This is a genomic window from Kocuria sp. PD6, assembly GCF_031844145.1.
In the GTDB taxonomy this organism is placed as follows: Bacteria; Actinomycetota; Actinomycetes; order Actinomycetales; family Micrococcaceae; genus Kocuria; species Kocuria marina.
This window is the reverse complement of the sequence record NZ_JAUZUS010000006.1, coordinates 18,278-32,985: the sequence shown is the minus strand read 5'-3', so window position 1 is coordinate 32,985 and position 14,708 is coordinate 18,278. Positions and strand designations below refer to the sequence as shown.

Genomic DNA, 14,708 nt, shown 5'->3' with positions numbered 1-14,708 from the left:
GCCCGGTCCCGGCACCGCCTTACCGGGCGGGGCCGGGTCTCAGCGGGAGACCTTGACGAGCACGTGACCCGCACCCGTGCTCAGGCGCACCCACTGGCCTGAGGCCTCGGCCGCGACGTGCACGTCCGATTCAGACGCCGGGATGAACCCCAGGACGTCCAGGGCGAACGCGGCGCCGTCGGGGATCTCCGGGCCCTCCAGGGGACCCCAACCGGACCCGGCACCCCACACCCGCGCGCGGACCTTCTGGACCACGGCGGCGCCGGAGTTGGTGGGCACGGAATCGGACACGGTCCGGATACCGCGGTGCGCCACGTCGCGAACGCGGTGGGCGGGCACGGACCCCAGGGAGCGCCACCCCGTACGGGGGGCCACGATCCCCGCCCAGGAGGCCGAGACCTCTTGCGGCGGGGCGCTGATCCACACCGGGGCGTCGTCGTCGGACCCGCGAGCGCCCGTCTCGCGCGCGAGCCGGTCCGTGATGGCGGCCGCGGCCACGGTGACGTCCAGGTCGCAGGACTGCGCGAGCCCCATGGTGCGCAGCCCCAGCACCACGGGGGCGGTATCCAGCAGGCCCGCGGGGTGGATCACGGAGACCCACGCGGCGAGCACGCGGTCCAGACCCTGCAGCCGCACCGCGGCCTGGGGGTCCACGGAACGGGCGCGGCTCACGTAGGTGGCCAGGTCAGCGGCGTCCTGGCGGTCGAGCAGGGTGAAGCCCGCGACGCCGGGCTCTCGGGGGGCGCTCACTGCGCGTGGGAATACTCGACGTCGTCCTCCAGGGAACCCAGCACGGCGCGGTGGTCCTCGGAGAGCTTCACGCTGCGGCCGGTCCCCGGGTCCATCACCACGATCACGGATTCGCCCTCCGCGTACACGTGGGAGCCGTCCTCCTCCTGCAGCCGGTAGGAGATGGTGAACGAAGACCCCCCGATGCGCGAGATCCACGTGCGCACGAACACCGGATCCATGCGGAAGAACAGCTGCTCTTTGTAGTCCACGCTCTGGTGGGCCACCACGGTGCGCAGCTCCCCCACGGACTCGCGGAACGTGGTGTCCTCCGGGATACCGTGGTCCGGGTCCTTTGTGACGGGCGATGCGGTGAGCCGCACACGGGCGTCCTCGAAGTAGCGCAGCATGGTCACGTTGTTGATGTGCCCGTACTGGTCCTGGTCGAAGAATCGCATCTGCACGGGGACGTTAAGAGAAGTCATGGTTCCATCACACCACATCCACCCGCCGGTTTAGAGTGGATCCATGACTATGGACCCGACGCAAGACCCTGTGGGCGCCCTCATCCGGATGCTCGATCTGGCCGACGGCGGCGGCGCACGCACCACGGAGGACATCTTCGTGGGCCGCACCATCACCACCCCCCGCGCCCGCGTCTACGGCGGGCAGGTGCTCGCGCAGGCCTCGATGGCCGCGATGCGCACCGTGGACCCGGACCGCGCGATCCACTCGCTGCACGCCTACTTCCTGCGCGGCGGGGACATCGAGCTGCCCATCACGTTCGGGGTGGAGCGCGTGCGCGACGGCCGGTCCTTCTCCGCGCGCCGGATCCACGCCTACCAGGAGGGCAAGACCATCCTGTCGATGATCGCGTCCTTCCAGGAGCCCGCCCAGGGGCTCGAGCACCAGGATGAGATGCCACAGGACGTGCCGGACCCCGAGTCCCTGCCCTCCCTGCGGGAGACCTTCGGCGCCCTGAACATCCCCGAGGCGCGTGCTCAGGCCTTCGAGCGCCCGTTCGACATGCGCTACATCACCGAGCCGCTGTTCCTGCCGTGGCAGGGCCCGCACGACTCCTACAACGCGGTGTGGGTCAAGGCGCTCGCACCGCTGCCGGACGACCCTGCGATCCACCGCGCGGCCCTCGCGTACGTCTCCGACTACACGATGATGGAGCCCATCCTGCGCCGTCACGGCCGGTCCTGGGGCGAGCGCGGCATGAACGTGGCCTCCCTGGACCACGCGATGTGGTGGCACCGCTACGCCCGCGCGGACGAGTGGATCCTCTACACCCAGACCTCCCCCAACGCATCCTCGGCCCGGGGTCTGGCCATCGGCAAGATGTTCACGCGGGACGGCACGATGATCGCCACCACGGTGCAGGAGGGCATGATGCGCCTGCCCGAGTTCCACTGAGCGGGGCCCTCACGCGCGGCGTGCCAGTAGCGGGTGCGACCGGCACACGATCACGCCCGCCACGGACACCGCGAGTCCGAACACGAGTGACGCGCCGTAGCCGGCCATGCCGGCCAGGAACAGGGCCGCCCACGCACCGACGCTCCCGCCGAGCATGCCGATGGAGCTCAGGAGCGTGAAGTCGGCGCCGGCGCACCCGGGACGCGCAAGGTCCAGGTTCACCGCGTAGATGCCCGTGTTCATCACGGTGTAGCCCGCGAGCACGCCGCAGGCTCCCACCACGCCCAGCGGCACCTGCAGCCACTGGTCCACGCCCGCACCGGGCCACACGACGGAGGCCAGACACACCCCACCGAGCAATTGGATCCCGGCGCCGAGCAACAGCGTGACGCCGCGCCCGCGCCGTCGGCACAACCGGCCGCCCAGGAGTGCCGCGGCCAGGGCGGGCGCCGCCGCGATCATGGAGGTGACCGCGCCGATGAAGGCCAGTGACCACCCCGCGTCCACGAGTGCCGGGGTCACGAGGGACCACACGGCTGCGGAGCCGAACGTCACCAGGGGGACACCACCGAGCGCCCAGGCTTTGGCCCCCGGTACGGCCAGCATGCCGAACATCCCGGAGAGCCCGCGGGGTTGCGCGTTCGACGCCGCGCGCTCCGGTTCCCGATGCCGCAGCACGGGGACCATCGCGGCCGCGGTGCACAGTGCGAGCGCGATCACCGCGGCCCGCCATCCCCATGCGTCGTAGATCAGCAAGGCCAATCCGCCGCCGATCACGGTCCCGATGTAGCTCGCCCCCACCTGGACCCCCGCACCGAGATCGTGCTGGGAGCGATCGAGAGCCCTTACGGACAGCGCGTCCGCCGCGATGTCCTGCGTCGCGGAGAAGAGCACGAACGCCGCGGCCAGGATCACGAGGACCCTCAGACCGTCCTGCGGGTCGGTGAACACCGCCATGGCCAGCAGGGCGAGCACCATGAGGGGTTGCAGCACGAGCAACCACGACCTGTAGTGCCCGCGCGCCCGGCCCGGCGCCCACCGATCGATCAGGGGTGCCCACAGGAACTTCACGGGCCACACGAGGGCGAGCAGCTGCAGGGCGCCCAGGGTCCCCAGGTCCGTGCCGCCGTCGCGCAGGATGCCCACCAGGCCGGTGGACAGGAACGCCGCCCCGATGAACTGCGTGGTGTATAGCGCCCACAGCAGCCCCCAGAACCCACGGTTCGTGCGGATCCCCGCGGGCGCGGACAGGGTCATGGTGCTCATACGTTCCTCCAGTAGGCGGTGGCGTCGATGTGTGTGCGGGGCACGCCGTAGCGGGTGCGCAGGGCCGAGGTCAGCAGGCGGTTCTGCTGCGCCTCCACAGCGATCCAGTACCGGTCCCCCGGTGCGGGCGGATGCGTCTCCCAGTGCGCGAGCACGGCCGCGGCCACGTCCTCCCCCGCGCCGATGTGGTGCACCGTGTGCACCTGGTGGCGCTTCGCTGCGGCCAGGGGCAGGTCGGCGTCGCGCGGGTCGCGGTACTCGAACCACACCTCGACGTCGCGGGTTCCCAACAGCGGGAGCATGGAGTTCAGGGCGGGCAAGCTCGCGGGGTCGCCCACGAGCACCGTGCGTCCCGGGAAATCGGCATCGAGCCCCGGAGCGGGTTCGGACCCGTGACCGCGGCGCGGTGTCCTGCGCGGCGGCCAGGGCGGGGCGCTGCCGAGCAGCGACGCCCGGATGGTGTCGCCGGGTGCGCACGTGCGAGCCCAGTCGGAGGAGGCGCCGTCGTGCAGGGCGAACTCCATGTCGAAGACGCCCTCGTCCGGGCGTGGGTCGACCACCGTGAACGCCCGCTGGTGGTCCTTGCCGCGGGACGTGAACCACAACCGCAACCACATGGTCGGGAACGGCGTGTGGCGCGCGAGGAACCCCTCGTGCCGCACGGTGATGCGCGTGTAGGCGGGGCCGACGTCGCGGCGACTCACCACCGTGAGCACGGTCTCGGAAGCCCCGAGGGCTCGGACGGCCAGACGTTCCCAGTGGGGCACGGGCGTTCTCCTCGTTCGGCGGGCGGGTCACGGAACACCAGCCCGGAAGGAACCGGCAGGTCGCGAGGCAGTTCCGCGTGTTCCGGGGTGGATCGGGCGGTGCACAATTGCTGAATGTTAGGTTAGCCTAACCTATCAGTAATTAGTTACCACCGTGTAGCTTATTGCATCCGAGTGCCCCCGAACGAAAGCCGAACCGTTCCATGAGTTCATCCCTGCTCCACGCGGACACCGTCACGGACCTCATGCGCGATGTCACCGCAGCCGCGGCCGCCGGTGCGGCGCGCCTGGCCGGCGCGCGACAACCCCACGAACCCGCGAGCCACGACGAGATCGACCGGGCACTGTCGCGGATCGACCTGGACACCCCGCTGCACGACTTCGGCGCTGCGGTGGACGAGCTCGACCGTACGTGGTTGCGCCACGCGGTGTGGTTCCATCACCCCCGGACGCTCGCGCACCTCAATTGCCCGGTGGCGGTGCCCGCGGTCGCCGCGGAGACCCTGGCCGCCACCGTCAACGTCTCGATGGACACGTGGGACCAGTCCAAGGCGGCGACCGTGATGGAACGTTCGCTGCTGACGTGGACGGCGCGGCGCATCGGCTTCCCCGCCGCCGCGGACGGCATGTTCACCCCGGGCGGGACGACCTCCAACCTGCAGGCGCTCATGCTCGCCCGCGACGAATGCCTCGAACGCTCCGCGCGCACCCCGCACGCGGCCCCGCGGCCGGTGCGAGCGGCGTCGTTGCGCATCCTCGCGAGCGCGGAGAGCCACTTCTCGGTCAGCACGGCCGCCCGGATCCTGGGACTCGACGACGACTGCGTGGTCCCGGTCCCGGTCGACGCCGCGGGGGCACTGTCCGTGCCGACGCTGCGTCGAGTGCTGGCGGACCTCGCGACCCAGTCGCTGACCCCCATGGCCGTGGTGGCCACCGCGGGCACCACGGACCGCGGCACGATCGACCCGCTCGAGGACGTCGCGCAGGTGTGTGCGCAGCACGGGGTCTGGTTCCACGTGGACGCGGCCTACGGCGGCGCGCTGCTGGTCTCCCCCACGCGCCGCGACCGGCTCGCCGGGATCGACCGCGCTGACTCCGTAACCGTGGACTTCCACAAGGCGTGGTTCCAGCCCATCGGGTGCTCCGCCGTGATCGTGCGGGACGGCCACACGCTGCGCCACTGCGCGCATCACGCCGCGTACCTCAACCCGGCGGACACCCCCGAACCCAATCAGGTGGACCGCTCCCTGCAGACCACGCGCCGCTTCGAGGCGCTCAAGCTGTGGGTCACGCTGCGCACGATGGGCCCGGACGCGATCGGCGCGATGTTCGACGCCGTCATCGACCTCGCGGCGCGTGTGGCCCACGAGCTGCGCTCGGACCCGCGCTTCGAGCTCGTGTGCGACCCGTCCCTGAGCACCGTGCTGTTCCGCTGGACACCTCCGGATGCGGGGAACGACGACGCCGCGGGGGCCCCGCTTGCCGCGCACGCCTCCTCCACCACGGGGAACGGCCCGGACGCGGTCGATGAGACCGCGGACCGCTGGGTGCGCCCGATCCGCCGCGCTGTGTGGGACACCGGCCGCGCCACCGTGGCGGAGACCGAGGTGGCCGGGCGTCCCTGCCTGAAATTCACCCTGCTCAACCCGCAGACGACCCTCGCCGACGTCCGGGAGGTCCTGGACCTCATCCACGAGACCGCCCTGTCCCTCACCGCCCACGATCGCACCGGAAAGGCCCGCGCATGACCCCCCGCACGACCGCGTCCCACCCCGACCGTCGGCACGGAACCGAACCGGCACACGACGACTCCAGGCCCGCGGACCAGGGATCGACGCCGTCGGACGCCACGTCGACTCCCACTGACGCCCCGGGCACCGTTCAGCGTGGCACCCCGGACGCCCCCCTGGACCTGCTGTGCGTGGGGGTGGGCCCGTTCGGACTCGGACTCGCATGCCTCACCGACCCTCTGCCGGACGTCCGCGCCGCCTTCCTGGACGCGGCCCCCGGTTTCAACTGGCATCCCGGGTTGATGTTCGACGACGCCACGCTGCAGGTCCCGTTCCTCGCGGACCTCGTGACCATGGCGGATCCCACCTCGCGGTTCTCGTTCCTGCAGTGGCTCAAGGAGACCGGCGAGTTGTACCCGTTCTACGTCCGTGAGTCCTTCTTCCCGCTGCGGCGGGACTACAACGCCTACTGCCGGTGGGCCGCGCAGCGAGTCCGCGGGGTGCGCTGGGGACACCGGGTCACCCAGGTCACCCGCCCGACGGGTGAGGGTCCGTGGCGCGTCACGGCCCGCGCCCGCGGCGTCGAGCACTCGTGGTGGGCGCGCCACCTGGTCGTGGGCACGGGGACGGTCCCCCGCACGCCGGGCGAACTGTCCGGCGTCCCGGACACCACGGTGCACGCGAGTGAGTACCTGTCCCGCCGGGAGACTCTGGTGAGTGAGGAGCACGTGACCGTGATCGGCTCAGGCCAGTCGGCCGCGGAGGTGTTCCTGGACCTGCTGCACACCCCGGGCGGGCCGGCCGTGGACTGGTTCACCCGTTCACCACGGTTCTACCCCATGGAGTACTCCAAGCTCAGCCTCGAACTGACGTCGCCCGACTACCTCGACCACTTCCGGTCCCTCCCGGAGGCCGAGCGGGACCGGCTCAACGCGTCCCAACCCCAGTTGCACCGCGGCATCTCGGACGCGACGATCGACGCGATCCACGAGGCCCTGTACGTGCGCCGCAACGACCCGGACGCGCCGCCCGTGCGCCTCGTCGCGGCCACCGAACTCGTGGACGCGTGGCACGAGGCCGGGCGCACCGTCCTGCGCTGGCGCAATTCGGAGAACCACCACGTGCGCGAGACCGTGACCGATGCCGTCGTCGCGGCCACGGGCTACCTGTCCGCGGCCCCGGACTGGCTCGCACCGGTCCGGGACCAGCTCTCGCTAGACACCTCAGGGCGGCTCAGCCCCGACCGGTACCACCGGGCCAGCCCGGACGGGACCGTGCACGTACTCAACCACGGCGAGCACACGCATGCGCTCACGGCACCCGACCTGGGGATGGGACCGCTGCGCAACGCGCACGTGCTCGCGCACGTCACGGGCCGCACACCGTACATCACCGAGGACCACACGACGTTCCAGAGTTTCGGTCACGTCCCCCAGCGTCATGTCGCCCCCGCCGTGGGGCCCGACGGCGCGTTCGAGACCCGCGCTCTCGGGCGCGCGTTCACGCTGCGGCCGGTGGATCCGGACGGGGACGCGGCGCTGTTGCACGCGTGGTTGAGTTCCCCGCGTGCGCACGCGTGGGGACTCGTGGGCGCGGACGAGCAGACGATTTCCCGGGAGTACCACAGGATGACCGCGGCGGACGGAGAGGACGCCTGGATCGTCAGCGAACACGACCGCCCGCTCGCGCTGCTCGAGACGTACGACCCCGCCCGCAGCCCCCTGGCCGCGGTGTGGCCGGTCCGCGACGGCGACGCCGGTCTGCACCTGTTCGTGGCCCCCACGTCCCGTCCGGTTCCGGGGACCACGCGAGCCGTGATGGCGGCGGCGCTGAACCTGCTGTGGTCGGACCCCGCGGTGCAGCGCGTTCTCGTGGAACCCGACGTCCGCAACGAGCGGATCCGCGCGATCAACCGCTGGGCCGGGTTCCGTGAGGTGGGCGAGTGCCACCTGGCGGAGAAGACCGCGTCCGTGAGCGTCGTCGTCCGCGGGGACGGACCGCAGGACCACGTACGGACCGCGGACACGGAAGCCTCCGTGGCCGAGCGCGCGGGGGTGACCCGATGAGCGCCGTCGTCGAAACCCGCATCCCCGATGAACAGCGGGACGTCGCCCCGACGCCCGAGCCCCGGCTGGACCGCCGGGCCGCACGGCGACTGCAGCAGGACGTGCTCGCCAAGATGTTCTCCGAGTTCAGTCACGAACGGCTGCTGCATCCCGCCCCGCACGGCGACGGTTGGACCGTGGCCGACGCCGCCGGGCGCCCGAGTTGGTACTTCGAGGCCACCCGGCACCCGCTCGAGCACTGGGAGGTGGACCCCGCTTCGGTGCGGCGCATCATCCCCGGGGACGCCGGCGAGGAACCGGACGCCCAGCAGGCCGTGCTGGACCTCAAGGACGTCCTGGGACTCACCGACGAGATGCTCCCGCTGTACCTCGAGGACCTGTCCGCAACCATGTACTCGATGGCGCGTCGTCGTGCCGTACCCGCACCGACCGCCGCGGAACTGGCGACCGCGGACCTCGCCGAGGTGGAACGTTTCCTGGACCGGGGACATCCCGGATTCGTCGCAAGCTCGGGCCGGGTGGGCATGGGTGCGTCCGAACAGACGTCATGGGCTCCCGAGGCGGCATACCCCGCCCGGTTGACGTGGCTCGCCGCGCGCCGCAGTCTGTGCACCGTGTCCCTGGGGCAGCACGTGAACGAACGTGACCATGAGGACCGGCACCTCACCGCCGGTGAGCGCGACCGTTTCCGCGCGGCGGTGACCGAGGCCGGCGAGGACCCGGACGAGTACACGTTCCTCCCGGTGCACCCGTGGCAGTGGGAGCACCGCATCCTGCCCGGGATGCTCCCGGACGTGCTGCGGCGCCACCTGATCCTGGTGGGCCGCAGTGAGCACGAGTGGCGCGCACAACAGTCCGTGCGCACGTTCCTGGACGTGAGCGACCCGGCGCGGGATTACGCCAAGACCGCGCTCGGGGTGCACAGCATGGGGTTCCTGCGCGGGCTCTCACCCGCCTACATGCGCACGATGCCCGCCGTGAGCGACTGGCTGCACGGGATCACCCGGGAGGATCCGTTCCTGCGCTCACGCGGGATCCGGGTGCTGCGCGAGCACGCCGCGGTGGGTTACACAGGGGACGCCCACCACCGCAGCGGTGTGGCCTCCGACCACACCAAACAGTTGGCTGCGCTGTGGCGTGAGTCCCCGGTGCCGATGCTCGAGCCCGGGGAGCACGCCGCCAGCCTGGCCGGGGTGTTGCACCGGGACTGCGCCGGGCGGCCCCTCGCGGAAGCGTGGATCGAGCGCTCGGGAGTCACCGCGAGGGACTGGGTGCGCGCCCTGCTCGACGTGTACCTGGTCCCGGTCGCGCACCTCTTGCTGTCCCAGGACATCGCGCTCATGCCCCACAGCGAAAACGTGATCCTGCGCCTGCGCGACGGGTTCCCGGTCGGTGCGTTCTGGAAGGACATCGGGGAGGAAGTCGCGGTGCTCAGCGACCGGCCCCTGCCCGAGGGGATCGAACGCATCCGTTCCGTGGTGGAGCCGGAGCAGCGGGAGCTGTCCATCCACACGGACGTGGTCGACGGCGTCCTGCGGCACCTCGCGGTGCTCCTGCACACCTCCGGTGTGCTCCCCGAACAGGAGTTCTGGGCGCTCGGGGCCAAGGTCCTGGACGAGCACCGCGAGCGCTTCCCCGAACACTGGCGCGAGCTGGACCTGTTCCGGGAGACCTTCGCCCACTCGTGCCTGAACCGGCTGCAACTGCGCAACCCGCAGCGCATGGTGGATCTGGCCGACCAGTCGGCGTCCCTGACCTACGCCGGTCGGTTGACCAATCCGCTGGCCGCGTTCCGCTCCCCTGATGCGGGCCCCGCGTCGTGAGCGCACGGTGTTCCGGCGGCGGATCCGCGGGAGCGCGCACCGACGGTGCTGGGCCGGGGCGTGCCTCTCGCGGGTCACGGAGTGTCATGCTCTCTGCCCCCGCGCGGACCGGTTCTGAGCAGTCTGATGCCGGGCGGGCCGGTCCTGAACGGTCCGGCCCCGGCTGGCGGTTGTGGCGCGATCCCTTCGGTGTGCCCCACGTGCAGGCGGACGATCTCACCGCGCTGGCACACGGCCACGGCTACGTGACCGGTGTGGACAGGGCCTGGCACGTGGAGGTGCTGCGTCACCGCGCCGAGGGGCGCTCGGCGGAGCTCGTGGGACCGGACGGGCTCGACGGCGATCACCTCACCCTGGCCGCGGACGTCCCCGGCACGGCCAGACGGTGGTGGGACGCGGCGTCGGCGCGGGACCGGGAGTTCTTCGCCGCGTACGCGCGCGGGATCAGCGAGGCACTGGCCGAGACCTGGTCAGGGACCCCCGAGGTGCGCGAGCTCGGTCTCGCCGAGCGGACCGTGCGGCCGTGGGACCCCTGGACCCCGATGGCCGTGCACCTCGATGCGCACCTGCTCACGGGGAGTCTCCCCGAGCAGCTGTGGCGACGCCGCGTGCGGCGCGAACTCGGCGACGCCTGGGTCCCCGTGCTCGATGCCGAATCCCCCGCGGCGGCCGGATCCAATGCGTGGCTCGTTCCGGGCGAGCTGTCCGCGAGCGGCGCACCGCTGCTCGCGGCGGACCCGCACCGCGTCGCGGAGGAATCGGGGCCCTATCAGCCCGTGTGCCTCTCCACGCCGGACGTCCGGGTGCGGGGTCTCGCGCTCGTGGGGTTGCCAGGGGTCCCGCACTTCGGGCGCACCGAAAGCGCCGCGTGGGCCATTACGGCCGCCATGACGACAACGGAACACATCGCGGACCTAGCTGTCGAGAACCGTGACGGCGCGTGGTACGTCGCGACCACGGGTGAACGGCTCGAGCACCGCTCGGTGGTGCTGCGGGCGCGCGGCAGTGTCGAACGGGCCTGTTTGCTCCGCTCGTGCGCGGCGGGGTTCGTGCTGCCGGGCACTCCCGCGGCGGAAGCAGTGCTCGACGCCGCCGTGCCCGGCACCGCGACCACCGTCACCGTGGTGTTCCCCGCGCCCACGGCGGACCCTGCGCGGGCGTTCTCGGCATGTCGTGAGCTGCTCTCGGCGCGCACAGCGGGCAACGTCATGGAGGCGGTGTCCGGGTGGGCCGTGCCGTGCAACGACGTGGTGGCCGCGGACCGCGACGGCTCATGCCGGCACACGGTCACGGGGTCGTTCCTGGGGGCCGCCGAACCGCCCCGACCGCTGCACGGGATCACCGTGCGCGCCAATCAGCGCCCCTCGGACCCCTGCGCTTCGGCCGCGCGGCTCGCGTGCGCGCCCCCGCACCGGGCCCGGCGGGCAACGCACCTGCTCGACGCCGCCGTGGCCGAACACGGTGCCGTGCGTCATGAGGACCTGTTGGCGGCCCAGCTGGACACAGCCGCTCCGCACTGGCCCCCGCTGTTGAGGGAGCTGTTCGCGGACGCGTCTCCGACTGCCGTGTCGGACCCGGTCGCCACCGTGGCGCGGGTGGGTTCCACGGGGCCGGTGCGGACGGCGCCTGAGCCGGACGTGGCGTCGGGACCCTTGGGGGCGCCGGCGAGACCTGCGAATGAGCCGTCGGCGGCCGGTGCGGCATCGCAACCGAAGGGGGAGTCCCGAACGACGAATGCATCGGCGGAGGCGGCCGACTCCGTCCGTGCGGCGCTGCTCGACTGGGACGGGTCGATGGCGGCGGGGTCCTGGACAGCGTCGTTGTTCGCCGTGTGGCGGGACGCGTTCGTTCACGAGCTCATGCGGACCACCCCGCTATCGGTGCTCTCGGGACCCACAGGCATGCCGACCGTGTGGGACCCGTTCCTGCACGGGCCCGGACGAGTGGGACTCGCGGTGGAGAACATCGTGCGTCACGGCCCTGACCTGGGAGTGGACGTCCGCTGGTGCGCCAGGACGGCCCTCGAACGGGTCGCCCACGAGCACCCGGGTACGGCGCTCCCGCCGTGGGGCGCACTGCATGTGTACACCCCGTGGCGCAGTGACCCGGCCCTGACCGCGGCGGACCCCGTTCCCGTGGGCGGGGACGCGGACTGCCTGCTCGCGGCGGGGACACTACCGGGCACGGGACCCGCGTGCGTGCGTGTCCCCGCTGCGCGGGTGCTGTGGGATCTGGCCGACCCCGCGGCGTCATGGTGGATCACACCCGACCCCGTGGCCCGGGGCGAGTGCACGGAACCGCCGCTGCACCGGTGGTCGCGCGGGGAGATGGATCACGCTCTGCCGTGGGTTCCGGCTGGTTCCGTGGGGAGGTCCGGCGCGATGGGTCCGGCCGGTCCGGCCGGCTCGGCCAGCTCGTCCGGTGGATCCATCGACCTGGGCGCACTGCCACCGCTACCGGATCAGTCCGCGCCGGGCCCGCGCGTGACGCTGAGGCCCGTGGATGCGGGGCGGGACGCGGCCGTGATCCACGAATGGGTCCGTGCGCCGCGAGCCCGCTTCTGGGGCATGACGGGGTGGGCCCGCGAGCGGGTGCGCGAGGTGTACGAGTACCTGGATGCCTCGCCCACGCATCATGCGTGGCTTCTGGAACTCGACGGCACCCCCATGGGTATCTTCCAGAGCTACGAACCCCACGCCGATCCGGTGGGCGCGACGTATCGGGTGGAACCCGGGGACCTGGGGGTGCATGTCCTGCTGGCGCCCGTGCGCACCCGCCGCCCGGGACTCACCGCGGCACTCGGGCGCCTCATCATCGCGCAGCTCGCACGCTGCGGCACCCGACGAATCGTGGCGGAACCGGACGTGTCCAACGACCGGGCCGTGGCCCGACTCATCGCCACGGGTTTCGAGCTCGGCCCGACCATCCGGTTACCGGGGAAGACCGGGCAGTTGGCGTTCCTTCGCGTTGACGGGCTCACCGAGTCCCGCTGAGCACGACCGGCGGTCGATTCGGGGCTGACGTTGCGAGCCGCCGCATCCTTGTGGGCTGACCGGGCGGTCGCACGAGCCTGGCTTCATGGGTTTCACCCGGGGCAGAGCGGTCCACGGACACCGCGGTCCGGCCCGCTCCCGAACCGACGCCGCCCCCGGTCACCGCGCGTGCGGTGGCCGGGGCGCCGGGCCGGTGCGGGCACAGGACCCGCGGTGGCGCGAATGTCAGTCGCGCGTGAGACGACGGTGCGTGAGGCGCTTGGGCCGAGCGGCGTCGGCGCCGAGTCGCTCCACCTTGTTCTCCTCGTACGCGTCGAAGTTGCCCTCGAACCAGTACCAGCGGTCGGGGTTCTCCTCGGTGCCCTCCCACGCGAGGATGTGGGTGGCCACGCGGTCCAGGAACCACCGGTCGTGGGAGACGACCACGGCGCAGCCCGGGAACTCGAGAAGTGCGTTCTCCAAGGAGCCCAGCGTCTCCACGTCGAGGTCGTTGGTGGGCTCGTCCAGCAGCAGCAGGTTGCCGCCCTGCTTCAGCGTCAGCGCCAGGTTCAGGCGGTTGCGCTCACCACCGGAGAGCACGCCGGCCTTCTTCTGCTGATCCGGGCCCTTGAAGCCGAACGCGGACACGTACGCGCGCGAGGGCATCTCGACCTTGCCCACGTTGATGTAGTCCAGCCCGTCCGAGACGACCTCCCACAGGGTCTTCTCCGGGTCCAGGTTCTCGCGGTTCTGGTCCACGTAGGAGATCTGCACGGAATCGCCGATCTTCAGCTCGCCGCCGTCGAGCGGTTCGAGACCCACGATGGTCTTGAACAGGGTGGACTTGCCCACGCCGTTGGGACCGATCACGCCCACGATGCCGTTGCGCGGCAGCGAGAACGAGAGCCCGTCGATCAAGGAGCGGTCCCCGAAGCCCTTCTTGAGGTTGCTGGCCTCGATGACCTGGTTGCCCAGGCGGGGCCCCGGCGGGATCTGGATCTCCTCGAAGTCCAGCTTCCGGGTCTTTTCGGCCTCGGCCGCCATCTCCTCGTAACGCGCCAGACGGGACTTGGACTTGGTCTGGCGGCCCTTGGCGTTGGAACGGACCCATTCGAGTTCGTCCTTGAGACGCTTGGCCTGCTTGGCGTCCTTCTTGCCCTGGATCTCCATGCGCTTGGCCTTGGTGTCCAGGTAGGTGGAGTAGTTGCCCTCGTAGGGGTAGAGGCGGCCGCGGTCCACCTCGCAAATCCATTCGGCCACGTGGTCCAGGAAGTACCGGTCGTGGGTCACGGCCAGTACCGCACCGGGGTAGGAGGCCAGGTGCTGCTCGAGCCACAGCACGGACTCGGCGTCCAGGTGGTTGGTGGGTTCGTCGAGCAGCAGCAGGTCCGGCTTCTCGAGCAGCAGCTTGCACAGCGCCACACGACGGCGCTCACCACCGGAGAGCACCTTCACATCCGCGTCCGGCGGCGGGCACCGCAGCGCGTCCATGGCCTGCTCGAGCTGGGAGTCGAGATCCCACGCGTTGGCGGCGTCGATCTCTTCCTGCAGCTTGCCCATCTCTTCCATCAGGGCGTCGAAGTCGGCGTCCGGCTCGGCCATCTCGGCGGAGATCTCGTTGAAGCGGTCGAGCTTGGCCTTGATCTCGCCGACGCCCTCCTCCACGTTGCCCAGGACGGTCTTGTCCTCGTTCAACGGGGGTTCCTGCAAAAGGATGCCCACGGAGTACCCGGGGCTCAGGCGCGCCTCGCCGTTGGAGGGCTGGTCCAGCCCCGCCATGATCTTCAGAATCGTCGACTTACCTGCGCCGTTCGGCCCCACCACGCCGATCTTGGCGCCGGGGAAGAACGACATGGTGACGTCATCGAGGATGACCTTGTCGCCCACTTTCTTGCGGGCTTTGTTCATGGTGTAGATAAATTCCGCCATACCCTCC

10 protein-coding genes are annotated in these 14,708 nt (G+C 71.3%); 5 read left to right on the top strand and 5 right to left on the bottom strand.

Annotated elements, in window-relative coordinates:
- Nucleotides 1-39: 39 nt before the first annotated feature.
- Together Q9R22_RS06985 and Q9R22_RS06980 are read right to left on the bottom strand one after the other, a co-directional pair.
- Nucleotides 40-750 (bottom strand): hypothetical protein, encoded by a 711-nt coding sequence (locus Q9R22_RS06985; RefSeq protein ID WP_131332772.1) that lies wholly within the window; start codon nucleotides 748-750, stop codon nucleotides 40-42.
- Entirely contained in the window at nucleotides 747-1,214 is a 468-nt protein-coding gene (locus Q9R22_RS06980) for a thioesterase family protein (RefSeq protein WP_131332770.1), read from the bottom strand. Before Q9R22_RS06980 ends, Q9R22_RS06985 begins: the two co-directional genes overlap by 4 nt.
- A gap of 43 nt (nucleotides 1,215-1,257) precedes the next feature.
- Here Q9R22_RS06980 and Q9R22_RS06975 point away from each other — a divergent pair, with 43 nt between their 5' ends.
- Nucleotides 1,258-2,148 carry an acyl-CoA thioesterase II gene (locus Q9R22_RS06975; RefSeq protein WP_131332768.1) on the top strand — a complete coding sequence of 297 codons (891 nt, stop codon included), beginning with the start codon at nucleotides 1,258-1,260 and terminating at the stop codon, nucleotides 2,146-2,148.
- A 9-nt stretch (nucleotides 2,149-2,157) separates the two neighbouring features.
- Here Q9R22_RS06975 and Q9R22_RS06970 read toward each other — a convergent pair whose 3' ends face one another.
- Nucleotides 2,158-3,414 carry an MFS transporter gene (locus Q9R22_RS06970; RefSeq protein ID WP_131332766.1) on the bottom strand — a complete coding sequence of 419 codons (1,257 nt, stop codon included), beginning with the start codon at nucleotides 3,412-3,414 and terminating at the stop codon, nucleotides 2,158-2,160.
- Nucleotides 3,411-4,181 (bottom strand): siderophore-interacting protein, encoded by a 771-nt coding sequence (locus Q9R22_RS06965; RefSeq protein ID WP_207387890.1) that lies wholly within the window; start codon nucleotides 4,179-4,181, stop codon nucleotides 3,411-3,413. Before Q9R22_RS06965 ends, Q9R22_RS06970 begins: the two co-directional genes overlap by 4 nt.
- A gap of 203 nt (nucleotides 4,182-4,384) precedes the next feature.
- On the opposite strand from Q9R22_RS06965, the gene Q9R22_RS06960 reads away from it, so the two are divergent.
- The 4 genes from Q9R22_RS06960 to Q9R22_RS06945 all read left to right on the top strand — a co-directional run bounded on the left by Q9R22_RS06960 (nucleotide 4,385) and on the right by Q9R22_RS06945 (nucleotide 12,793).
- Nucleotides 4,385-5,929: a pyridoxal-dependent decarboxylase gene (locus tag Q9R22_RS06960; protein WP_131332764.1), complete on the top strand. Its 1,545-nt coding sequence runs from the start codon at nucleotides 4,385-4,387 to the stop codon at nucleotides 5,927-5,929.
- On the top strand, nucleotides 5,926-7,977 hold the full coding sequence (locus Q9R22_RS06955) for a GNAT family N-acetyltransferase (RefSeq protein WP_131332762.1): 2,052 nt from the start codon (nucleotides 5,926-5,928) through the stop codon (nucleotides 7,975-7,977). Before Q9R22_RS06960 ends, Q9R22_RS06955 begins: the two co-directional genes overlap by 4 nt.
- Nucleotides 7,974-9,800 carry an IucA/IucC family siderophore biosynthesis protein gene (locus Q9R22_RS06950; RefSeq protein ID WP_131332761.1) on the top strand — a complete coding sequence of 609 codons (1,827 nt, stop codon included), beginning with the start codon at nucleotides 7,974-7,976 and terminating at the stop codon, nucleotides 9,798-9,800. Before Q9R22_RS06955 ends, Q9R22_RS06950 begins: the two co-directional genes overlap by 4 nt.
- Nucleotides 9,801-9,886: 86 nt before the next feature.
- On the top strand, nucleotides 9,887-12,793 hold the full coding sequence (locus Q9R22_RS06945) for a GNAT family N-acetyltransferase (RefSeq protein ID WP_131332759.1): 2,907 nt from the start codon (nucleotides 9,887-9,889) through the stop codon (nucleotides 12,791-12,793).
- A gap of 225 nt (nucleotides 12,794-13,018) precedes the next feature.
- Here Q9R22_RS06945 and ettA read toward each other — a convergent pair whose 3' ends face one another.
- Entirely contained in the window at nucleotides 13,019-14,701 is a 1,683-nt protein-coding gene (gene ettA, locus Q9R22_RS06940; RefSeq protein WP_035962235.1) for an energy-dependent translational throttle protein EttA, read from the bottom strand.
- Nucleotides 14,702-14,708 lie beyond the last annotated feature (7 nt).

Bases quoted from the DNA above. Each gene is read 5' to 3' on its own strand.
- Q9R22_RS06960 (WP_131332764.1), top strand. From the start codon at position 4,385: ATGAGTTCATCCCTGCTCCACGCGGACACCGTCACGGACCTCATGCGC.
- Q9R22_RS06945 (WP_131332759.1), top strand. From the start codon at position 9,887: ATGCTCTCTGCCCCCGCGCGGACCGGTTCTGAGCAGTCTGATGCCGGG.
- Q9R22_RS06970 (WP_131332766.1), bottom strand. From the start codon at position 3,414: ATGAGCACCATGACCCTGTCCGCGCCCGCGGGGATCCGCACGAACCGT.
- Q9R22_RS06975 (WP_131332768.1), top strand. From the start codon at position 1,258: ATGACTATGGACCCGACGCAAGACCCTGTGGGCGCCCTCATCCGGATG.
- ettA (WP_035962235.1), bottom strand. From the start codon at position 14,701: ATGGCGGAATTTATCTACACCATGAACAAAGCCCGCAAGAAAGTGGGC.
- Q9R22_RS06950 (WP_131332761.1), top strand. From the start codon at position 7,974: ATGAGCGCCGTCGTCGAAACCCGCATCCCCGATGAACAGCGGGACGTC.
- Q9R22_RS06980 (WP_131332770.1), bottom strand. From the start codon at position 1,214: ATGACTTCTCTTAACGTCCCCGTGCAGATGCGATTCTTCGACCAGGAC.
- Q9R22_RS06955 (WP_131332762.1), top strand. From the start codon at position 5,926: ATGACCCCCCGCACGACCGCGTCCCACCCCGACCGTCGGCACGGAACC.